Source organism: Nonomuraea salmonea (assembly GCF_042428605.1).
GTDB lineage: Bacteria > Actinomycetota > Actinomycetes > Streptosporangiales > Streptosporangiaceae > Nonomuraea > Nonomuraea salmonea.
Map to the genome: position 1 here is coordinate 140,775 of NZ_JBHMCF010000042.1, position 19,562 is coordinate 160,336.

Annotated in this window: 19 protein-coding genes; 6 read left to right on the forward strand and 13 right to left on the reverse strand. The window is 71.5% G+C overall.

All coding sequences use genetic code 11. The annotated features are described in order from the left end of the window. Positions 1 to 61 precede the first annotated feature (61 nt). A complete protein-coding gene (locus ACFFR3_RS38780; RefSeq protein ID WP_364377649.1) occupies positions 62 to 265 on the reverse strand; it encodes a hypothetical protein in 204 nt (67 codons plus the stop codon). Between the two features lie 75 nt (positions 266 to 340). After that, positions 341 to 1,618: a Glu/Leu/Phe/Val family dehydrogenase gene (locus tag ACFFR3_RS38785; protein WP_364377647.1), complete on the reverse strand. Its 1,278-nt coding sequence runs from the start codon at positions 1,616 to 1,618 to the stop codon at positions 341 to 343. 214 nt (positions 1,619 to 1,832) lie between these two features. Between ACFFR3_RS38785 and ACFFR3_RS38790 the strand changes: the two genes are divergently transcribed. Then, the gene (locus ACFFR3_RS38790; RefSeq protein WP_364377645.1) at positions 1,833 to 3,383 is read left to right on the forward strand and encodes an alkaline phosphatase D family protein; all 1,551 of its coding nucleotides are present in this window, start codon (positions 1,833 to 1,835) and stop codon (positions 3,381 to 3,383) included. 16 nt (positions 3,384 to 3,399) lie between these two features. Continuing rightward, positions 3,400 to 4,116: a class I SAM-dependent methyltransferase gene (locus ACFFR3_RS38795; protein ID WP_364377643.1), complete on the forward strand. Its 717-nt coding sequence runs from the start codon at positions 3,400 to 3,402 to the stop codon at positions 4,114 to 4,116. Positions 4,117 to 4,156: 40 nt separating this feature from the next. Here ACFFR3_RS38795 and rocD read toward each other — a convergent pair whose 3' ends face one another. From rocD to ACFFR3_RS38810, 3 genes are all read right to left on the reverse strand, one after another. After that, positions 4,157 to 5,374, reverse strand: a complete 1,218-nt coding sequence (gene rocD / locus ACFFR3_RS38800) for an ornithine--oxo-acid transaminase (RefSeq protein WP_345399254.1) — start codon at positions 5,372 to 5,374, stop codon at positions 4,157 to 4,159. Position 5,375: 1 nt separating this feature from the next. Further along, positions 5,376 to 6,173: a dimethylargininase gene (gene ddaH, locus ACFFR3_RS38805; protein ID WP_345399257.1), complete on the reverse strand. Its 798-nt coding sequence runs from the start codon at positions 6,171 to 6,173 to the stop codon at positions 5,376 to 5,378. Positions 6,174 to 6,298: 125 nt separating this feature from the next. Then, positions 6,299 to 6,784 (reverse strand): Lrp/AsnC family transcriptional regulator, encoded by a 486-nt coding sequence (locus tag ACFFR3_RS38810; protein ID WP_345399260.1) that lies wholly within the window; start codon positions 6,782 to 6,784, stop codon positions 6,299 to 6,301. 92 nt (positions 6,785 to 6,876) lie between these two features. Here ACFFR3_RS38810 and ACFFR3_RS38815 point away from each other — a divergent pair, with 92 nt between their 5' ends. Further along, on the forward strand, positions 6,877 to 9,231 hold the full coding sequence (locus ACFFR3_RS38815) for a GH1 family beta-glucosidase (RefSeq protein WP_345399263.1): 2,355 nt from the start codon (positions 6,877 to 6,879) through the stop codon (positions 9,229 to 9,231). Here the strand turns inward: ACFFR3_RS38815 and ACFFR3_RS38820 are convergent. Further along, entirely contained in the window at positions 9,228 to 10,205 is a 978-nt protein-coding gene (locus tag ACFFR3_RS38820) for an isopenicillin N synthase family dioxygenase (protein ID WP_345399266.1), read from the reverse strand. The genes ACFFR3_RS38815 and ACFFR3_RS38820 overlap by 4 nt on opposite strands. 99 nt (positions 10,206 to 10,304) lie before the next feature. On the opposite strand from ACFFR3_RS38820, the gene ACFFR3_RS38825 reads away from it, so the two are divergent. Next, positions 10,305 to 11,489 (forward strand): hypothetical protein, encoded by a 1,185-nt coding sequence (locus ACFFR3_RS38825; RefSeq protein ID WP_345399269.1) that lies wholly within the window; start codon positions 10,305 to 10,307, stop codon positions 11,487 to 11,489. Positions 11,490 to 11,528: 39 nt separating this feature from the next. On the opposite strand, the gene ACFFR3_RS38830 is transcribed toward ACFFR3_RS38825, so the two are convergent. The 5 genes from ACFFR3_RS38830 to ACFFR3_RS38850 all read right to left on the reverse strand — a co-directional run bounded on the left by ACFFR3_RS38830 (position 11,529) and on the right by ACFFR3_RS38850 (position 16,947). Then, positions 11,529 to 12,929, reverse strand: coding sequence for a glycoside hydrolase family 16 protein (locus ACFFR3_RS38830; protein ID WP_379484818.1), 1,401 nt, complete (start codon positions 12,927 to 12,929; stop codon positions 11,529 to 11,531). 151 nt (positions 12,930 to 13,080) lie between these two features. Continuing rightward, on the reverse strand, positions 13,081 to 13,797 hold the full coding sequence (locus tag ACFFR3_RS38835; RefSeq protein WP_345399275.1) for a vWA domain-containing protein: 717 nt from the start codon (positions 13,795 to 13,797) through the stop codon (positions 13,081 to 13,083). After that, complete coding sequence (locus ACFFR3_RS38840; protein ID WP_379484751.1) at positions 13,797 to 14,543, reverse strand: hypothetical protein; 747 nt, start codon at positions 14,541 to 14,543, stop codon at positions 13,797 to 13,799. The genes ACFFR3_RS38835 and ACFFR3_RS38840 overlap by 1 nt, the downstream gene beginning before the upstream one ends. A 131-nt stretch (positions 14,544 to 14,674) precedes the next feature. Beyond that, positions 14,675 to 15,394: a DUF5941 domain-containing protein gene (locus tag ACFFR3_RS38845; RefSeq protein ID WP_364377628.1), complete on the reverse strand. Its 720-nt coding sequence runs from the start codon at positions 15,392 to 15,394 to the stop codon at positions 14,675 to 14,677. Continuing rightward, positions 15,391 to 16,947: a CDP-alcohol phosphatidyltransferase family protein gene (locus tag ACFFR3_RS38850; protein ID WP_364377626.1), complete on the reverse strand. Its 1,557-nt coding sequence runs from the start codon at positions 16,945 to 16,947 to the stop codon at positions 15,391 to 15,393. The genes ACFFR3_RS38845 and ACFFR3_RS38850 overlap by 4 nt, the downstream gene beginning before the upstream one ends. Before the next feature lie 151 nt (positions 16,948 to 17,098). On the opposite strand from ACFFR3_RS38850, the gene recO reads away from it, so the two are divergent. Both recO and ACFFR3_RS38860 read left to right on the forward strand, forming a co-directional pair. After that, positions 17,099 to 17,833 carry a DNA repair protein RecO gene (gene recO / locus ACFFR3_RS38855; protein ID WP_345399287.1) on the forward strand — a complete coding sequence of 245 codons (735 nt, stop codon included), beginning with the start codon at positions 17,099 to 17,101 and terminating at the stop codon, positions 17,831 to 17,833. After that, a complete protein-coding gene (locus ACFFR3_RS38860) occupies positions 17,776 to 18,603 on the forward strand; it encodes an isoprenyl transferase (RefSeq protein ID WP_364377623.1) in 828 nt (275 codons plus the stop codon). Before recO ends, ACFFR3_RS38860 begins: the two co-directional genes overlap by 58 nt. Positions 18,604 to 18,653: 50 nt before the next feature. Here the strand turns inward: ACFFR3_RS38860 and ACFFR3_RS38865 are convergent, their stop codons facing one another. Then, complete coding sequence (locus tag ACFFR3_RS38865; protein ID WP_364377621.1) at positions 18,654 to 18,926, reverse strand: hypothetical protein; 273 nt, start codon at positions 18,924 to 18,926, stop codon at positions 18,654 to 18,656. 76 nt (positions 18,927 to 19,002) lie between these two features. Further along, complete coding sequence (locus tag ACFFR3_RS38870; protein WP_364377619.1) at positions 19,003 to 19,551, reverse strand: CGNR zinc finger domain-containing protein; 549 nt, start codon at positions 19,549 to 19,551, stop codon at positions 19,003 to 19,005. Positions 19,552 to 19,562 lie beyond the last annotated feature (11 nt).

The following is a 19,562-nucleotide window of genomic DNA, read 5'->3' on the forward strand; positions in this document are numbered from 1 at the left end:
CGCCGCCCCGGGACCGCCCCGGCTCCCCGGATCGCCCCGGCCCCCCGGCCGCCTGAGGGCGTCAGCTGCCCTCGCGTTTCTTGGCGGAGTCGGCCCAGATGATCGCCACCACGCCGGCCGCCGCCACCCCCAGATAGCCCGGCAGCGGCAGGTCCACGAGCCGATGCAGGAAGCCCCAGTTGCTGTCGAACCACATCCGCCCGGCGAACCCGGCGAGCCCCTGGATGATGGCGATCACGCCGACGATGTTGACGATTCCTCTCATGCGTCAAGGCTCGCAACACGAGGCCCGCCCCGGCATCGAACCTTGGGCGGGCCTCCTGCTACTAAAGTCGCGCGCTCACGGGTAGAGGCCGCGCATCCGGTGCGCCTCGGCCACCCGGCTCACGCCGATGACGTGCGCCGCCTGCCTGAGCGTCAGCCCGCGCTCGGCGGCCAGCGCCGTCACCTCGTCGAAGGCGTTCAGCATCAGCTCGCGCAGCTTGAGCTCGATCTCGCCCGAGCTCCACGAGCACGCCTGCAGGTTCTGCACCCACTCCAGGTACGACACGATCACCCCGCCGGCGTTGGCGAGGATGTCCGGCACGACCGTGGTGCCGTTGGCCGCGAGTATCGCGTCGGCCTCGGGCGTGGTGGGGCCGTTGGCGCCCTCCACGACCAGGCGGGCGCGGATCCTGGGCGCGTTGGCCTCGGTGATGGCGCCTTCGAGCGCGGCCGGGACGAGCACGTCCACGTCCAGCTCGAACAGGTCGTCGTGGGCCATCGCGTCGGCCTGGGCGTACCCGCGCACGCCGCCGCTCTCGGCGACCCACGCGCGCAGCGCGGCGACGTCGATCCCGCGCCCGTCGTGGACGGCGCCGGTGATGTCGGAGACCGCCACGACCTTGCAGCCGGCGTCGGCGAGGTATTGGGCGGCGAGCGCGCCCACCTTGCCGAAGCCCTGCACGGCCACGGTCACGCCCTCGGGCGAGCGGCCGAGCGCGGCCAGCGCCGCGATCTGCACGCCGCGCGAGGTCGCGCCGCCGCGGCCGAGCGAGCCGCCCAGCGTCATGGGCTTGCCGGTGACCACCCCTGGCACCGAGTAGCCCGCGTTGACGCTGTAGGTGTCCATGATCCAGGCCATGGTCTGCTCGTCGGTGCCGACGTCGGGGGCCGGGATGTCCTTCTCCGGGCCGATCAGCGGCAGGATCTCGTTGACGTAGCGGCGGGTGAGCCGCTCCAGCTCGCGGGTGGTGAGCCCGGTCGGGTCCACGGCCACGCCGCCTTTGGCGCCGCCGTACGGGATGCCGACCAGTGCGCACTTCCACGTCATCCACATGGCGAGTGCGGTGACCTCGTGGATGTCGGTCGCCGGATGAAAGCGGATGCCGCCCTTGGCGGGCCCGCGCGAGACGTTGTGCTGGACCCGGAAGCCCTGGACGACGTCCAGGCTGCCGTCCTCGCGCCGCACGGGGACCGAGACGGTCAGCGAGCGGCGGGGCGTGGCCAGCATGGTGCGGAGCCCGTCGTCCAGGCCGAGGTGCGCGGCGGCCCGGTCGAGCTGGTGCAGGGCGGAGTCGAGGGCTTGACGGCCCGGGGTGATCAGGGCCGGCGTCGTTGACGGCACCATGATGCTCATGGAAGAAATTCCTCCTGTTATGTACGCCCTATAGCGGGAAAAGGCGCCATTGCCATTCCCTTTGGGCGTTGTTGTTACGATCATCCTAGAGCGGGTGGTTTGACCTTGCCTAGTTGTCGATGAGATCCAGGCCGGTGATCAGGATGCCGCGGTCGTGCCACTCTGGCAGGCTTACAAGCGCAGAGTGTGCCGAAACGTCGAATCGGGGGGTGACATGACCGCACTCGTGGTGGGGCCGATGCTCAGATACGTCGACTCCGTCAGCGCCTCGATCTGGGTGGAGACCGCCGAACCCTGCACGGTCGCCATCGAGGCGGACGGCAGGACTTACCGGTCGCCTACCTTCACCGTGCACGGTCACCACTACGCGATCGTGGATCTCGTTGAGTTGTCCCAGGATATCGCGTCGTACACGGTCAGTTGCGACGGGGAGCAGGTATGGCCACCGGCGGGTCGGCCGCCGAGCCGCATCCGGCTGCTGCCCGACGAGGGGGTGCGGCGGCTGGCGTTCGGCTCGTGCCGCACCAGCGTGCCCCACGACGCCTTCCACGTGCGTACGCACGGTGACGACGTGCTGCGCGCCTACGGCGAGCACCTCGCCCAGGCCGGCGAGGACGAGTGGCCCGATCTGCTGCTGCTCCTCGGCGACCAGGTCTACGCCGACAGCCCGTCGCCCGACATGCTGGCCTTCATCCGCTCCCGCAGGGACGACACCGAGCCCCAGGGGGAGATCGCCGACTTCGAGGAGTACGCCGAGCTCTACCGCCAGGCGTGGACCGAGACCGAGATCCGCTGGCTGCTGTCCACCGTGCCGACGGCGATGATCTTCGACGACCACGACCTGCGCGACGACTGGAACACCTCCCAGCCCTGGCGCGAGCAGATGGCCAAGACGCCGTGGTGGCAGCGCCGGGTCGTCGCCGGCCTCGGCGCCTACTGGGTCTACCAGCACCTCGGCAACCTCTCCCCGGCCGAGCGCGCCGAGGACCCGCTGCTGGCCAAGCTGATGGCCGGTGACGGGGGAGCGGCGCTCGACGCGTTCGCCGAGAAGGCCGACGCCGAGCCCGGCAGCAACCGCTGGAGCTACGCCCGCGACCTCGGCACCGCCCGGCTGATCATGGTCGACACCCGGTGCGCCAGGCAGCTCACCCCCGGCGACCGGCGCATGCTCGACGCCGAGGAGTGGGCGTGGCTGGAGGAGGAGGTGCGCAAGCCCGCCGAGCGGCTCATCATCGGCTCGTCGATCCCGTTCCTGCTGCCCGAGGGCGTCCACGGCGTCCAGAACTGGAACGAGGCCCTGGCCGACGGCAAGTGGGGGCCGCTCGTCCGCCGCTGGTCCGAGACGATCAGGCAGGCCATCGACCTGGAGCACTGGGCGGCCTTCCGCCGCTCGTTCGAGGACCTCGCCAAGCTGCTCATCGCGCTCGGCAAGCCGGCCTACATCCTGTCGGGCGACGTCCACTACTCCTACCTCGCCAAGGCCGACCGCGGGCAGGTCTTCCAGCTGGTCTGCTCGCCCATCCGCAACCCGCTCAGCCGGATGCTGCGCTGGGCCAACGTCTTCACCCAGTTCTCCGTCGCCACCCTGGTCGGCAGCCTGCTGGCGCGCCTGGCCGGCGTCCCCCGCCCGCCGTTCCGCTGGCGCATCACCAAGGGCCCCTGGTTCCAGAACGCGCTGGCCACGCTCGACCTGCCGAACACGGTCACCTGGTACGGCTCCACCGGCGAGGTCGTCGCACCCATCGAGACCACCGAGCTGCGCTGACTCTAAGCTCGTCCGCATGCTTGCTGATCCCTATGCCCCTGCCGTGCCGTTCTATGACCTCTTCCACGAGGACGGCCACGTGCCGGCGATCCGTGAGTCGCTGCCCCCGCTGCTCGCCGGAGTGCGGCGTGGCGTCATCGAGATCGGCGCGGGCACCGGCCTGATCACCGAGGTCATCGCCCGTGCCACGCCGGGTGAGATCTACGCCGTCGAGCCGTCGCCCGGCATGCGCTCGGTGCTGGTCAACCGGCTGGCCCACGACCCCGAGCTGCTGCGCCGGGTGACCGTGCTGCCGTGCGGCGGGCTGGACGTCAAGGTGGACGAGCCCGCCGAGGCGGTCGTGATGATCTCGGTGCTGCAGAGCTTCACCGCCGCCGAGCGGCCCGAGCTGTGGCGGGTGCTGGCCGGGCAACTGGACAGGGACGGGCGGCTGGTGTTCAACTGGCGGGACCGCGACCTGCCCAGGCCGGAGGCCGAGCCGGGAGTCATGGGGTCGTACATCGTGGGGCGGCACACGTACGAGGTGGCCGGGCAGGTGCTCGACGTCACCGGTGACAGCGTCACCTCGCGCTTCCGCTACCGGGTCAGGCAGGGCGACCTGCTCCTCAGCGAGGACGAGGTGGTGAGCACCGCCCACCGGCCGGCCGGTGCGGTGCTGGCGGCCGAGCTGAAGGAGGCGGGCTTCGTCCAGGACGACGCCCCCGACGGCATGCAGGTGTGGCGCGCCTCCTGAGCGCGCGTGAGGGCCGGAGGCGTGGCCTCCGGCCCCCGCGTCACCTGCTCTGGAGCTCGTAGACGGCGTCCACGAGCTGGTCGAGCGCCCAGTGGAGGTCGTCCTCCGCGACCACGATGGGCGGGGCCAGCCGGATCGTGGAGCCGTGGGTGTCCTTGGCCAGCACGCCGCGCTTCAGCAGCGCCTTCGACACCTCGCGCCCGGTGCCGACGTCGGGGTGGATGTCCACGCCCGCCCACAGCCCGCGCCCGCGCACCTCGATCACCGCGCCGTGGCCCACCAGCTCGCGCAGCCGGCCGAGCATCAGCTCGCCCAGCTTGGCGGCCCTGGCCTGGAACTCGCCGGTGTTGAGTATCTCGATCACGGCGTTGGCGACCGCGCAGGCCAGCGGGTTGCCGCCGAACGTGGAGCCGTGCTGGCCCGGATGGATGACGCCGAGCACGTCGCGGTTGGCCGCGATGGCCGACACCGGCACCACGCCGCCGCCTAGCGCCTTGCCCATGACGTAGATGTCGGGCACGACGCCCTCGTGGTCGCAGGCGAACGTGTGGCCGGTGCGCCCGAGCCCCGACTGGATCTCGTCGGCGATCAGCAGCACGCCCTCGGCCGAGCACAGCTCCCGCAGCTCGGTCAGGTAGCCGTCCGGCGGCACCAGCACCCCGGCCTCGCCCTGGATCGGCTCGACCAGCACGGCCACCGTCGCCGCGTCCATGGCCTCGCGGACCGCCTCGGCGGAGCCGTACGGGACGATGCGGAAGCCCGGCGTGTACGGGCCGAAGCCGTCGTGCGCGTCGGGATCGGTGGAGAAGCTGATGATCGTCGTCGTACGGCCGTGGAAGTTGCCGTCCATGACGATGATGTTGGCCTGGCCGGGCTCGACGCCCTTGACCTCGTAACCCCACTTGCGGGCCACCTTGATCGCGGTCTCGACGGCCTCGGCGCCGGTGTTCATGGGCAGGACCATGTCCTTGCCCGTCAGGTCGCCGAGCCCGGCGCAGAACTGCGCGAACTGGTCGTGGTAGAAGGCGCGGCTGGTCAGCGTGAGCCGCTCTAGCTGCTCGCGCGCCGCCTCGATGATCTTCGGGTGGCGGTGGCCGAAGTTCAGCGACGAGTAGCCGGACAGGCAGTCGAGGTAACGCTTGCCCTCGACGTCGGTGACCCACGCGCCGTCGGCCTCGTGGATGACGACGGGAAGTGGATGGTAGTTGTGCGCGCTGCGGCGCTCGCTTATCTCGATCAGCTCTGCGCTGGTGATCATGTCAGTTGTCCCCCCTGATCTCCAGTGTGCAGCACTTGGGGCCGCCACCCGCCTTGCGCAGCTCCGACAGGTCGACCGGGATCACCTCGTACCCGCGCCGCTTGAGTTCCAGCTGCAGGTCGGTCGCCTCGGCGTTGATGACCACGTTCGTGCCGTCGCTGACCGCGTTGAGGCCGAGCACCTCGGCGTCCTGCGCGGTCGCGAGCACCGCGTCGGGGAACATGCGGCGCAGCACCGCGAGGCTCCCGGGCGAGAACGCCTCGGGGTAGTAGGCCACGTTGTGCCCGTCGAGCGGGAACAGCGCCGTGTCCAGGTGGTAGAAGCGCGGGTCCACCAGCGTCAGCGAGACGACCGGCCGGCCGAGGTACTCCTGCGCCTCCTGGTGGGCCACCACGTCCGTGCGGAAGCCGGTGCCGGCCAGGATGACCTCGTCGAGGGTGAGGAAGTCGCCCTCGCCCTCGTTGACGTGCGCCGGCTCCATCACCGGGTAGCCGCGCTCGGCGAACCAGCGCAGGTAGGCGGGCCCCTCCGCGGCGCGCTGCGGGTAGGCGAAGCGGGCGCCGTAGACGCGGCCGCCCGCGACCAGCGCGCCGTTCGCGGCGAAGACCATGTCGGGCAGGCCGTCGATCGGCTCGATCAGGCTCACCTCGTGCCCGAGCTCCTCGTACGCCGACTTCAAGCCCTCCCACTGCCGGACCGCGATGTCACGGTCGGCGCCCGCCTCGGGATGCATCCACGGGTTGATGGCGTACTCGACCGCGAAGTAGTCCGGGCGGCACATGAGGAAGTGTTTGGGCATGCAACGCTCCATCGGCTCTCTAAGCAGGGAAAACTCCACGATGAGGAGATGAGGACAGCCTAAGAACGCCGATTCGGGCGGCCAAGGGCTTGACATTGCGCGTTCGCGCGAATCCGTTGCTTGTCTCAGCCCATCAAGGGCGATTCGTTGCGCGCCTCCGGCACCGAGGCGCCCGGCGGTGTGTCGATGAGCCGCGACAGCACGATCGCGCTCTTGGTCCGCACCACGAACGTCTCCGCCGCGATGCGCTCGATCACCCGCTCCACGTGCCGCACGTCGGTGGCCCTGATGTGCAGCAGCGCGTCGGCCTCGCCGGTGATCGTGGCCGCCGCCACCACTTCCGGGAACTTCGCCACCGCCAGCGCGATGTCCGACGGCTTGGTCTTGCCCTGGCAGAACAGCTCGACGTACGCCTCCGTCGTCCAGCCCAGCGCCTGCGGCGCCACCCGCGCGCTGAACCCGGTGATCGCCCCCGCCTGCCGCAACCGGTCGACCCTGCGCTTGACCGCCGAGGCGCTCAGCCCGACCCGGTGGCCGATCTCGGCGTAGGTCTGGCGGGCGTCGTCCACGAGCGCCGCGATGATGTCACGATCGAGCCGGTCCAGTTCCACGCGCTCTGTATACCTCCTGGCCAGGCTGGCGCGCGACGAGGGGGCGCGGGAGACTGGGCCGGCTGATCGTTGATTGGAAGGTATCCGCAGAAATGAGCACCGCAAGCTTCCCCGAGGGCTTCGAGTGGGGAGTGTCGACGTCGGCCTTCCAGATCGAGGGGGCCACGAACATCGACGGCCGAGGCCCGTCGATCTGGGACACCTTCTCCGTGGACCGGGTGGAGACATGCGACCACTACCACCGCTATCCGGAGGACGTCCGGTTGATGCGGGAGCTGGATCTCGGCTCCTACCGGTTCTCGATGAGCTGGCCGCGGATCTTCCCCGACGGCGGCGGCGAACCCAACGCGGCCGGGCTGGACTTCTACGACCGGCTGGTGGACGAGCTGGTCGGCGCCGGCATCAAGCCGTACGCGACGCTCTATCACTGGGATCTGCCGCAGGCGCTGGAGGATCGCGGCGGCTGGCCGTCGCGTGACACGGCGCTGCGCTTCGCCGACTACGCCGCCGCCGTGCACCAGCGGCTGGGCGACCGGGTGCGCACCTGGTTCACGCTGAACGAGCCGTGGGTGGCCGCCTTCCTCGGCCACGGCGCCGGCATCCACGCGCCCGGCCGCACGTCGGCCGCCGAGGCGTTCGCCGCCGCCCACCACATGTTGCTCGGCCACGGCCTGGCCGTGCGGGCGCTGCGCGAGGCGGGCGCCGCCGAGGTGGGCGTCGTGCTCAACATCTCGCCCGTCATGACGCCCGCCCAGGTGAGCGACCCCGGCCGGCGGGCGTCGGAGGAGGACGCGGCGGCCGTCGCCAGGATCGACACGCTGGTCAACCGGCAGTTCCTGGAGCCCGTGCTGCGCGGGGCGTACCCGGAGGAGCTGCTGCCGGTCATCGAGCGGCACGGCGGGCTCGGCCACGTCCACGACGGCGACCTGGAGATCATCGGGCAGCCCATCGACCTGCTCGGCGTCAACTACTACGCGCCGCTCGTCGTGCAGGCCCAGCCCAGCGAGCCCGCCGACCCCGCCTACCCGGGCAGCGACGGCGTGCTGTTCTGCACGGTGCCCACCGCCGTGACCGCCATGGGCTGGCCCATCGTGCCCGGCTGCCTGTCGCAGCTGCTGGGCCGGCTCACCCGCGAGTACCCCGGGCTCGAACTCATGATCACCGAGAACGGCGCCGACTTCGTCGACGTGGTGACCGGCGACGGCATCCACGACGTCGATCGCATCAGCTTCATCGAGGAGCACCTGCGCGCCCTGCGCGCCGCGCTCGACGCGGGCGCCAACGTACGCGGCTACCTCGCCTGGACGCTGCTCGACAACCTCGAATGGGTGGACGGCTACCAGCGCAAGTTCGGCCTCGTGCACGTCGACTTCGCCACCCAGCGGCGGCGCCTCAAGGACAGCGCCCTGTGGTACCGCGACGTCGTACGTCGCAACGGCCTGGCCGAGACCCCGCCCAAGCGCCCCACCCTGGAGACCGTGGCGGCCCGCGCCGGCGTCTCCCGCGCCACCGTCTCCCGCGTCGTCAACGGCGAGTCGTCGGTGAGCCCCGAGGTCAGGACCACCGTCATGCGGGCCGTCAACGAGCTCGGCTACGTGCCCAACCTGGCCGCCCGCAGCCTTGTCACCCGCAGGACCAATGCGGTCGCGCTCGTGCTGTCGGTGCCCAGGCAGGGCGGCGGCGACGCGCTGACTGCCGCCGTCGTCCAATACGTCACCAGCCTGCTCGAAGGCGCCGGCAAGCAGATCACGCTCATGCTCGCCGACACCGCCGAGAGCCACCGGCGCATCGTCGCCCACGTGGAGGCGCGGCTGGCCGACGGCGTCGTGCTGCTGCCGCCCGACCGGGCCGACACGCTGGCCGAGCGGCTGTCCCGCACCGGGGTGCCGGTCGTGCTGCTCGGCAAGCCGGAGATCGCGTCGCTGGTGCCGTACGTGGACGTGGACAACGCGGGCGGCGCGGCGGCGGCCACCGAGCACCTGCTGGAGCGGGGGCGGCGGCGCGTCGGCATGGTGTGCGGGCCGATGGACCTGGTGACCGTCCAGGACCGGCTGGCCGGGCACCGGGCGGCGCTGCGACGGGCGGGCCTGCAGCCGCACCTGGCGCCCGCCGACGACCTCACCAGGGCCGCGGGCGCCGATGCGATGCGGCGGCTGCTCGCCGACGACCCCGCGCTCGACGCCGTGTTCGCCGCCACCGACCAGCTCGCCATCGGCGCCATGCGGGCGCTGCGCGAGGCGGGGCGGCGGGTGCCGGACGACGTGGCGGTGGTGGGCTTCGACGACATCGACGCCGCCTCGGCCACCACGCCCGCGCTCACCACCGTCCGGGTGCCGGTCGCCGACCAGGCGCTGGCGCTGGCCCGGCTGCTGCTGTCGCGGCTGGAGGGCCGCCACACCACCTCGGTCGTGCTGCCCGCCCGGCTCGTCGTGCGCGGGTCGGCCTAGATCTGCCGCTCGAACAGCTCGGGGAAGACCTTCGACACCTTCGCCAGCAGGTACTCGCCGTACGTGCCGGTGAAGTCGACCTGGCCGTCCCAGCGGCGGCCCGGCGCGTACGGCAGGGGCGGCACCTCGCTGTCCCAGCCCGGGTCGAAGAAGAACGGGAAGCTGAGTCGCTCGTTGCCGCTGCGGTTGCGCACGCGGTGCGGCGTCGAGCGGTAGCGGCCGCCGGTGAGCTTGTCGAGCATGTCGCCGATGTTGCACACGAACGTGCCCTCCAGCGGCGGCGCCTCCACCCAGCCCGATCGCGTGTGCACCTGGAGGCCGCCGTTGGCGTCCTGGAGGAGGAGGGTGAGCAGGCCGTAGTCGGTGTGCTCGCCGACGCCCCACGTGTCGGCGTCGTCCGGCGGGCCAGGCGGGTAGTGGAAGATCCGGAACAGGATGGTCGGGTCGGCCGTGTAGCCCGTACGGAAGTAGCCCTCGTCCAGCCCCAGGCTGAGCGCGACGCCCGCCATGACCGCCTGCCCGACCTCCGTCATCCTGCCCAGGTAGTCCAGCACCGCCGCACGCAGCTCGGGCACCTGGGCGGGGAACAGGTTGGGGCCGTGCAGCGGGCGCGGCCCTGGCGGCTCCTCGGCGCCGAAGTAGACGCCCTCCTTCAGGTCGGGCCGGCCCGAGGTCAGCTCGCCGCCGACCGGGAAGAAGCCGCGCCAGGCCCGGCCGCCGCGCTCCATCGCGATCTCCTGCTTGACCTCGTCGGGCAGCGCGAAGAAACGCCTGGCGGCGGCGTCGAGCCGGTCGATCAGCTCGGCGGGCACGCCGTGACCGCGGATGTAGAAGAACCCGCTGTCGCGACAGGCCGCGCCGATCGCCTCGGCCACGGCCTCCTTGCCCGCTTCGTTGCCCGCTACGTTGCCCGCTTCCTTGCCGGGGCCTCCAGAGACGAGCGGGGACACGTCGATGATCGGCAAATCGCTCACGCGGCTCATTGTTCCCCCATTTCGCCCATCGGCGACGGCATCGAGGGCCCGGGATTTAGCATCGGAGTCAGCACCCCTCGTGCCCGCTGGGGAGGACCCATGCGTCCCATCCGCCGCAACCGCCGCGCCGGTTCCCGCGTGCCCGACCAGCCCGGCGACGAGGTCACCCGCATCGCGCCCGCCGTGGCGTACGAGGGCGACCTCTACCGCATGCCCGACTGGGCGCAGCGCCGCCGCGCAGAACGCGAGCTGGGCCGCGCCCACGCCGCCGACGGCCAGATCGACACGCTCACCCTGCAGACCGGCGGCGTGCCGCGCTTCCACGAGCTGGAGGACGAGCGGCTGGCCGAGCTGGCCGCCATCGAGGAGCGCACGGAGCAGGAGATCCAGCGGGCGCGGGCCGAGTTCGAGGGGCAGAAGATCCGCCTCGCGGAGTCGCAGCGGACCTTCGGCGAGGCCAGGCAGGCCCTGGACGAGACCCGGCGCCAGGTCGCCGAGCTGGAGCAGCCCAGCCGCCGCCCCGGCGACGGCCGGCCCAGCTCGATCGCGATCTCCGGCAGCCGCTGGCCGGTCGTCCGCCGCTGGCTGCCCGCCGCGCTCCTGCTGCTGCTCCTGCTGATCGTCGAGGTTCCGATCCTCTACCAGGTCATCCTGAGCTGGGGCGACAGCGTCGCGATGACCGCGCTGCTCGCCGCGGGCGCCGCCCTGATCATGCTGGTGGCCCCCCACATGTACGGCCGCGCGTTCCGTTCCTGGCAGGAGCACGGAAGCCCGGCCAAGGGCCGCTGGCTGCTCGTCCTCGCCGCGCTCGTGTGGCTCGGCCTCATCGTCGCCGTCGCCGTGCTGCGCCGCGACGCGCTCGTCCGGCCGCTGGTCGTGGACGGCGAGCAGATCGGGCCTGCCTCGGAGGGCGTCGCGTCGTTGCCCACCATGACCCTGCTGCTGGCCCTGCTGGTGGCCACCGCGCTCATCGCCGCCGACCTCGGCCGCCGCATGCACAACCCCAACGACCGGCGGCTGTGGGAGCTGCGGGCCAAGCGCGACGCCGAGGCCGCGGCGTGCGCCGCCGCGCAGGCCGCCTACCAGCGGGACGCGAGTTACGCCGAGAGCATCGCCCAATACCTGCAAGGGGCCGAGCGGCGGCGGGATGGGCGGTTACGCCGGCTCGACAGCGGCTTCGACAGCCTGGCCACGGCGTACCTGGGCGGCGTCGTGGAGGGGCTGCGGGACCCGGAGGCGGCGAGCTGGGCAGAACGGATCATCGCCCGCCGCCGCACCGCCTGACGGCCGCTGGGGCCCTTCCCGGGGCCCCAGCGGCTGCGGTCAGGACGTCGAGAACGTGAGCCAGTTGACGTTGACGAAGTCGGCCGGCTGCCCGGAGGAGAAGGTCAGGTACACGGTGTGCGTGCCCGTCACCCCCGAGATGTTGGCGGGGATCGTCCGCCAGCTCTGCCAGCCGCCCGTGTTGGCCAGGGCGAAGTCACCGATGGGCGGCGCCGTGGGGCTGTCCAGCCTGACCTGGACGAGCCCGCTCACCCCCGCCGCCGCGCCCGACGCCACCCTGGCCTTGAACTGGGTGGCGGGCGTCGAGCCGAACTTCACGCCGTCGTAGCGCAGCCAGTCGCCGTTGGCGATGGCGCCGACGTTCTGGCCGCCGCCCGAGTCGGTGGTGGTCTCCACGATCGTGCCCGACTGGGCCGAGTAGCGCTCGGCCTGGATGGTCGAGCGGGCGTCGACGTCGCCGGGCGGGTCGGTCGGCGGGTCGGTCGGGTCGGTGCCGCCGCCACCGCTCTGCCAGACCGCCACGTAGTCGACCACCATCGGCCGGCCCGGCACGGTGGCCGCGGTCGGCGTCTGGCCGCCGAGCGCGTTCGGGAACGCGCCGCCCATCGCCACGTTGAGCAGCAGGAAGTAGCCGGCGTGGCCGGTCATGTTGTTCCACGTGGTCGCGTCGAACCTGGACTGGCTCAGGCTGTGGAACAGCTGGCCGTCCACGTACCAGCGGAGCTGGTTGGGTGAGACGCTGCGGTCCCACTCGAAGCGGAAGGTGTGGAAGGCCGACTGGCAGGTCGAGCCGGGGCAGGCGCGGCTGGCGCTCAGGCCGTTGGTCTCCTCGCAGGGGCCGCCGGGGTTGACGCCGCAGTGGAGCACGCCCCAGACGGAGTTGAGCCCGTTGACGTTCTCCATGATGTCGAACTCGCCGATGGCCGGCCAGTTCCAGTAGTTACCCCGGTACGGGGCCCCGAGCGCCCAGAACGCCGGCCAGTAGCCGAGGGCGGCCTGACCGGTCACGTTCGGCATCTGCAGGCGGCTCTCGATGCGCAGGATGCGGCCGTCGGCGGGCTTGAAGTCGGCGCGCCTGGTCTCGATGCGGGCGGAGGTCCACTCGCCCGACGAGCTGCGCAGCGGGGTGATGCGCAGGTTGCCTGAGCCGTCGAGGCTGAGGTTGGCGGTGCTGTCGGTGTAGCGCTGGATCTCGCCCGTTCCCCAGTTGCCGGGGCCGCCAGGGTAGCCGTGGCCGGTGTCGATGATCCAGTTGCTGGAGGAGGGAAGGGTGCTGGCCGGGCCGTTGAAGTCGTCCGCCCAGACCAGCGACCAGCCGGACGGGGTGGCGGGGACGGAGGCCGATGCGCTGGTGGCCACCTGGACGAGCAGGCCGCCGAGTGCGGCCAGCGCCGCGGCGACCGCCGCCAGGCGGCGCCTGTGCCTGTTCACACGGGTCATCATCGCTCCATGGGGGGTGCGGAGGGACGTGAGAGAGCGCTCTCTCCGCAGTGTGGACGCTGGGCTTACCTGCTGTCAACATTCCGCACGCCCTTCCTGACTCCCTTGTGAAAAGCGCCTGGGCTGACGTGCGGAGAGCGCTCTCGCAGGCTCAAAGCAGGTCGACCGTGGCCGCGCCCGCCGCCTCGAACGACTCCCGCCAGAACCCCTCCAGCAGCGGGAACCGGTCGGGGCTCGACGTCTTCGCGCGCAGGAAGCCGTGCACCACCACCGAGTATCCGGACATGTCGGGCAGCAGCCCGCCGTCCCGCAGCTCCTTGATCTTCTGCTGGCGGCCGTCCTCGCTCAGGTTCAGGCGGTTGACGTCCAGCTCGCCCCGGTTGTCGATCAGGTCGCTGAACACGATGACCTGGTGCGGCCGGTCCGGCTGCCGCCGCGCGTCGAGCTGCTTGACCAGGTAACGGAGGGCGCCCAGCACGTCGGAGCCATCGCCCTCCGTGGGGCAGTCGAACAGCGCCACCGCCCTCGGCAGCACCTCCCGCATCCTGTGCTGCCTGACCCGCTCCTCCACCACCGGGTTGTCGTTGGGGTTCTCCGCCCGGGTGGCCGCCAGGGAGACCGGGCCCTGGCGGCACGTGCTGCTCTCCGAGCTGCCGGTCACCGCCGCGAACCCGATCCAGTCGCACCCGCCGGCGAAGGCGGGGAGCTTCGAGGTGACGTCGTTCCTGGACGTGGCGGGGTCGGCGTACGTGGTGGAGTCCACGATCGCCCCGCACACCGCGCGGGGCTCCGTCCCGCACCCCGCCACCACCCCACCCGCCAGCACCAGCCCGCTGAGCGCGGCCACCGCCCTCCGCACTCCCGCCATCAGCCACTGTCCTCAGGGGTCTCGGGCGGGGGAGTCAGCTCGGGGGGCGGGACCCCGGCGTGCCAGGCCTCGATGCGCTCCTCGACCTCGCGCAGGATCCGCCCGATCTCCTCGCGCCCCGCCACCGCCGCCTCCCCGGCCCCGGTCATGGCGACGACCTCGCCCTTCCACAGGGGCGGGATCTCCTCCTTGCGCGGATGAGCGCGTAACACCCCGCTCTTGTACGCCGCGATCAGCAGCTCGGCCCTGGCGTGCACCGCCTCCACCTCGTGGTCCCGCTCGATCAGCGCGCTCTCCCACTCCTGCGTGAGGTGCTCGATGCGGGCGCGGGCCCGCTGCACGGCGGCCTCCGACCCCTCGACGACCGCGCGCCGCCGCGCCTCCTCCCGCCGCGCCCTGGCCTCGGCGATCGAGATGAACGGGTCGGGGTCGTCGGGCGCCGGCAGGGCGTGCCCGTTGGGCGGCGGCGGCCGGGTGCCGGACCTGCCCAGCTCGCGCAGGATCGTCTCCCGCTCGCCCAGCGCTCGCTCCAGCAGCGCCGTACGCGTGGCCGCCAGCCGCCGGTCCACCAGCGTGACCTCCTCGCGGGCCTGAGCCCTGACCTCGGAGACGTACGCGGGCTGGAACTCCGGGTCGGTGAACTCGCCGAGAGGGTGCAGGCGCGCGTCCCGCATCCCGCGGCGGCGCGCCTCCTCCCGCTCGGCCGGCGGATCGTGCCGCCTGAACAGCCGTGGCAAGAACGCCATCCGCCTCTCCCAGGCCCGAGGTGCTCCTCAACCCAGCCTAAGTGGCCGAAAGGCCCGCGTGACAGGAAAAAGCCGCGGCGCCGCACCCGTGGGGTACGGCGCCGCGGCGGGAGCTGCGGTCGGGCGTCGGGTCAGCCCTTCTCCGCCTCTCCCGTGGCCTGCTCGAGGGCGTCTTCAGGGGAGGCCTCCAGGTCCTGCTCAGCGTCGGCACTGGCCTGGGCGGACGCCTTGTCCAGGCGCACCCAGCTCGTCACGCTCTCGACGGCGAACAGCACGAACAGGTACGCCGTCAGCACCGCGAGCACCGGCGTCACCGCGCCGAACGCCGCACCGACACCGATGATGGCCAGCCGCAGCTCCCAGCCGAGACCGGCGCGGAAGACCCAGGCGGGCGGCCAGATGCTCTGCCGGGTGCGGTAGACGGTGTCGTAGGTGTGGTAGCCGACGACGTAGACCAGCACGAACAGCAGCCACTTCGGCGCGTCCGCGGCCAGGCCGATCGCGATGATGGTGAAGAACTCGGCGCCGCGCACCAGCGGCGGGGTGAGCCAGTCGAAGCGGCCCAGGTGGTCGCGCGACGTCGTGGGCAGCACGAGCAGCAGCACGACGGCCACGGGCAGCAGGAGGATGGGGCCCGGCTCCAGCAGCCCGGCGACCGTGATGGCGACCACGGCGAGCAGGGCGACGAGCGTGGTGGGCACGGGTGGCAGGCCGGCCCCGATCCGGGTGGACAGGGCGTGGGCGAGCGGGCCGTCGTCCCGATAGGCGACGAGCCGGGCGGTCTGGATGCGGCGGCGCTCCTCGTCGGGATCCGGCGTGGGGGTGGCCATGGCCTGCGGGTGGGTGATCATACGAGCGACCTCATGAGGCGTCCGGTGAGGGTGTAGGCGGCGGCGACGCAACCCCAGATCACCAGCGTGATGAAGGTGATCCGGGCGTCGAAGAGGGCGGCGGTGATCGCGATGGCCGCGAAACGCTCGCCGATGGGGAAGACGATCATCTTACGCGCCCAGTGGACAGCGCGGTACTTGCCCGCCTTCGTCCACATCTTGAGCATGCCTCGGACACCCTGGCTCCGCTCCACCTTACGGGTGCTGAGCGCCTGCCGCAGCTCGCGGTCGTCGGCGGAGTCGAGGGGGATCGAGGGGAGGGGGGACGGCGGCTTGCGGCGGCGGGCGGCGCCGAAGGAGAAGTCGAGCAGGTGGCGTACGGACTGCAGGCCGATCGCCGCGAGCGCGAGAATCCAGATCTCGTCGCCGTGGCCGGAGACCACCCAGCCGATGGCCAGGCCGGCGAAGACGACGTATTCCTTGAACCGGTCGAACGTGGCGTCCAGCCATGCCCCCAGCACGCCGAACTTGCGGGCGTAACGGGCGACCTGGCCGTCGACGCAGTCGAAGACGAAGGCGAAGTAGATCAGCACGCCGCCCGCCACCATCCAGGGCCGGTCGCCGGTCGCGAAACAGGCGGCGGCCGCCACGCCGAGCGCGATGGAGATCAGCGTGACCTGGTTGGGGGTCAGGCCGCGCCGGGCGGCCCAGCGGGCGATGTAGCGGGAGTAGGTGGAGACGAAGTACGTGGTGAAGAAGCCGTCGGCGCCCTTGACCGCGTTGTTGAGCCTGGAGCGGTCTTCGTCCATGCCGGCCATCTCGGCGCCGGCCTCGTTGATCTCCTCCTGGGTGGTGACCCGGCGGTAGAACAGGTCGCGGCGGCCGCGGATGCCGACCGACACGCCGTTGCGTACGAGGCCGAAGACGATGAGCTGCATCAGGTCGTCGTCGGCACCGAAGCGGTGCGCCATGTCGGCGAGCTCGCGGCACGTCTGCGCGAGCACCGGCGCGTTGCGCGCGCTGATGTGCAGCGGGCCGAGCACCACGCCGTTGGGCCTGGTCACCGCGTGGTTGGCGGTGCCGACCGAGACGACGCGCGACTTGCCGATGCGCACCCGCACCGGCAGCCCTTCGACGCGGTTGAGCCCGATCTCCGGCTCGGCCTCGTCGATGGGGATGCGGTCTCCGGGACCCTCGTCCTCGGTGACGGGCTCCTCCGGCCCGGTCTCCTCCTGGCCGTTGTCCTCCGTCACCCCCGTACGCGGCTCTTTCGCGACGAGCGCCAGCGCACCGCGCTTGGACTTGGTGATCTGGTAGATCAGCTCGTCGTGGACGACAGAGTTCTCCGGGATGAGGAACAGGCTCTCCGTTGCTGACTCGGCGACGTCGGCCACGGCGCGCAGAGCGGCGGCCACATCGCCCGTCTGGACCGTCGCGAAACGCGGGTCCATTGATGAGAGCTGGCCGCGCAGGCGCTCGGCGACGGTGGGATTACCGGGCAGCGCGGCCAGCCTCAGGCCGGTCGGAGAGATGTCGGGGCCGGGCGAAGCACCCAGCAGGACCACGCGGGTCATGACTCCCTTTCGAGGCGGTAGCGGGGGGTTGAACAACGGGTAATGCGGGGACAGGCGTCAAAGTCTAGTGAGAGTGACGCAAAGTCGCGTCACCAGAGCATGACCGTAACGTCTCGTCCGTCGGTATACAGGTCGGCCGTAAGATGTGCGAGTGAGTCTCTACCGTGACGAAGGCGTGGTTCTACGCACTCAGAAGCTCGGTGAGGCCGACCGCATCGTCACCATCCTGGCCAAGCGCACCGGCAAGATCCGCGCGGTGGCGAAGGGGGTCCGTCGCACGACCTCACGCTTCGGGGCAAGGCTGGAGCCGTTCACGCACGTCGACCTGCAGCTTCACACCGGACGCACGCTCGACGTCATCACCCAGGCGGAGACGATCAGACCCTACGGAGAGGCGCTGGCCGTCGACTACCCCCGCTACACCGCCGGCAGCGCGATGCTCGAGACCGCCGACCGGCTGACGCAGGGGGAGAAGGAGCCGGCGCTGCGGCAGTTCCTGCTGCTCGTGGGCGGGTTGCGCACCCTCGCCGACCGCGGGCACGAGGCCCGGCTGGTGCTCGACGCCTACTTCCTGCGCTCCCTGGCCGTGGCCGGCTACGCGCCCGCCCTCGACGCGTGCGCCAAATGCCAGGCGCCCGCGATCAGGGCGTTCGCCATCGTCGCAGGTGGCGTGGTGTGCGGAGGCTGCAAGCCGGCCGGCGCCGTGGTGCCCGCCGGTGAGACCATCGGGCTCATGACGGCGCTGCTGCGCGGCGACTGGGCCACCGCCGACGCTTCGGAGTCACGCCATCGCAGCGAGTGCAGCGGCCTGGTCGCCGCCTATCTGCAATGGCACCTCGAACACGGAATACGCTCTCTCCGACACGTCGAAAGGGAGCCCGCGTGAACGTACGACCACCGTCCCCGCACCCGTCGGGGGCGACCCCGCCGCCCATTCCGCGAGAGCTGGTGCCCCAGCACGTCGCCATCATCATGGACGGCAACGGCCGCTGGGCCAAGGCCCGTGGACTGCCCCGCACCGAAGGCCACAAGGCGGGCGAATCCTCGCTCTTCGACGTCATCGAAGGGGCCCTTGAGCTGGGCATCCCCTACCTGAGCGCCTACGCGTTCTCCACCGAGAACTGGAAGCGCTCGCCCGACGAGGTGCGCTTCCTCATGGGCTTCAACCGCGACGTCATCAGGCGGCGGCGCGACGAGCTGCACGCCATGGGCGTACGCGTGCGGTGGGCCGGCCGGCCGGGCCGGCTGTGGAAGAGCGTCATCTCGGAGCTCCAGGCCGCCGAGGAGATGACGACGGCCAACCGCAAGCTCACATTGCAATTCTGTGTCAATTACGGCGGGCAGGCCGAGATCGTCGACGCGGCACTGAAGCTGGCCGCCGACATCGCCGCCGGCCGCGTCAAGCCCGGCAAGGTCAATGAGAAGGTCTTCGCCCGCTACCTCGACGAGCCGGAGATCCCGCCGGTCGACCTGTTCATACGGTCGTCGGGCGAGCAGCGCTTCTCCAACTTCCTGCTCTGGCAGTCGGCCTACGCCGAGATGGTCTTCCTCGACCGCCTCTGGCCCGACTTCGACCGCCGCGACCTGTGGGAAGCCTGCGAAATCTTCGCCAAGCGCGATCGCCGCTACGGCGGCGCCCTCCCCAACCCGGTCTGACCTCGGAGCCCTTGAGGGCGGCCTTCCGTCCCGCCGCCCTCCAGACGAGCTCAGGCCCGCCGATCACAGCTGCGCCTGATTCGGCGGCACACGCGGGCTCCTGCCACGGCTCTCATGAGGTGGAGAGGACGGTTCTCGGAGGGCTGGCGCCGATGGCCGGTGGCGCCGGATGGGGTGACGCGAGCCCCGGCGGTGCGGGCCGAGGTGGCGGGGGTGGGCTGGGCCACGCCGGGCAGCCAGTCGACGGACACGCCGCACAGGTCGGCGATGCGCGCGAGGTCGAGCGAGGTGAACCTGCGGACGCCCGACGACGACTTGGACACCTTCGGGGCGTCCAGCCCCGCTTTCCAGGCGCAACGAGCGGCTCGTTCGCGGGTTCGAGCGTGGTTCGAGTACGGGTCAGGCGCGGCGGCGGGCGCGGTAGGCGGCTACGTGCATGCGGTTGCCGCAGGTGCGGCTGTCGCAGTAGACGCGGGAGCGGTTGCGGGACTCGTCGACGAAGACGCGGTCGCAGTCGGGGGCCGAGCAGGTGCGCAGGCGTTCGGCCTCGCCTTCGACCAGCAGGTGCGCCAGGGCGACGCCGCAGTCGGCGGCCACGTGTTCGGCGAGGCTGGCGTCGGCGGCGAAGTAGTGGACGTGCAGCGGGTGGCCGTCGTGCTCGGTGAGGCGGGGCGTGATGCGGGTCTCGGCGAGCAGGGCGTTGAGGGTGCGTACGGCCGTGGGCTGGTCGGGGGCGGTGAAGACACGGTGGAACGCCTCCCGCACCATGCGGACCTGGCCGAGGTCGCGGGCGGTGATCTTGTCGATGCCGCTGACTTGGCGTGACTCCACGAACGCCTGGAGGTCGTCCAGGCCGGCCAGTCCTTCGTCGCCTCCGGTGGAAGGCGAGGTGTTGACCAGCTCGACGACGGTGGCCAATGCATGCACCATGTCATGGCCAAACGGCATGTTGACTCCTG

Bases quoted from the DNA above. Each gene is read 5' to 3' on its own strand.
- ddaH (WP_345399257.1), bottom strand. From the start codon at position 6,173: ATGCCCAAACACTTCCTCATGTGCCGCCCGGACTACTTCGCGGTCGAG.
- rocD (WP_345399254.1), bottom strand. From the start codon at position 5,374: ATGATCACCAGCGCAGAGCTGATCGAGATAAGCGAGCGCCGCAGCGCG.
- ACFFR3_RS38840 (WP_379484751.1), bottom strand. From the start codon at position 14,543: ATGGCGTTCTTGCCACGGCTGTTCAGGCGGCACGATCCGCCGGCCGAG.
- ACFFR3_RS38835 (WP_345399275.1), bottom strand. From the start codon at position 13,797: ATGGCGGGAGTGCGGAGGGCGGTGGCCGCGCTCAGCGGGCTGGTGCTG.
- ACFFR3_RS38790 (WP_364377645.1), top strand. From the start codon at position 1,833: ATGACCGCACTCGTGGTGGGGCCGATGCTCAGATACGTCGACTCCGTC.
- ACFFR3_RS38870 (WP_364377619.1), bottom strand. From the start codon at position 19,551: ATGCCGTTTGGCCATGACATGGTGCATGCATTGGCCACCGTCGTCGAG.
- ACFFR3_RS38860 (WP_364377623.1), top strand. From the start codon at position 17,776: ATGGCACCTCGAACACGGAATACGCTCTCTCCGACACGTCGAAAGGGA.
- ACFFR3_RS38780 (WP_364377649.1), bottom strand. From the start codon at position 265: ATGAGAGGAATCGTCAACATCGTCGGCGTGATCGCCATCATCCAGGGG.
- ACFFR3_RS38845 (WP_364377628.1), bottom strand. From the start codon at position 15,394: ATGATCACCCACCCGCAGGCCATGGCCACCCCCACGCCGGATCCCGAC.
- ACFFR3_RS38825 (WP_345399269.1), top strand. From the start codon at position 10,305: ATGCGTCCCATCCGCCGCAACCGCCGCGCCGGTTCCCGCGTGCCCGAC.
- ACFFR3_RS38815 (WP_345399263.1), top strand. From the start codon at position 6,877: ATGAGCACCGCAAGCTTCCCCGAGGGCTTCGAGTGGGGAGTGTCGACG.
- ACFFR3_RS38850 (WP_364377626.1), bottom strand. From the start codon at position 16,947: ATGACCCGCGTGGTCCTGCTGGGTGCTTCGCCCGGCCCCGACATCTCT.
- ACFFR3_RS38830 (WP_379484818.1), bottom strand. From the start codon at position 12,929: ATGACCCGTGTGAACAGGCACAGGCGCCGCCTGGCGGCGGTCGCCGCG.
- ACFFR3_RS38785 (WP_364377647.1), bottom strand. From the start codon at position 1,618: ATGAGCATCATGGTGCCGTCAACGACGCCGGCCCTGATCACCCCGGGC.
- ACFFR3_RS38795 (WP_364377643.1), top strand. From the start codon at position 3,400: ATGCTTGCTGATCCCTATGCCCCTGCCGTGCCGTTCTATGACCTCTTC.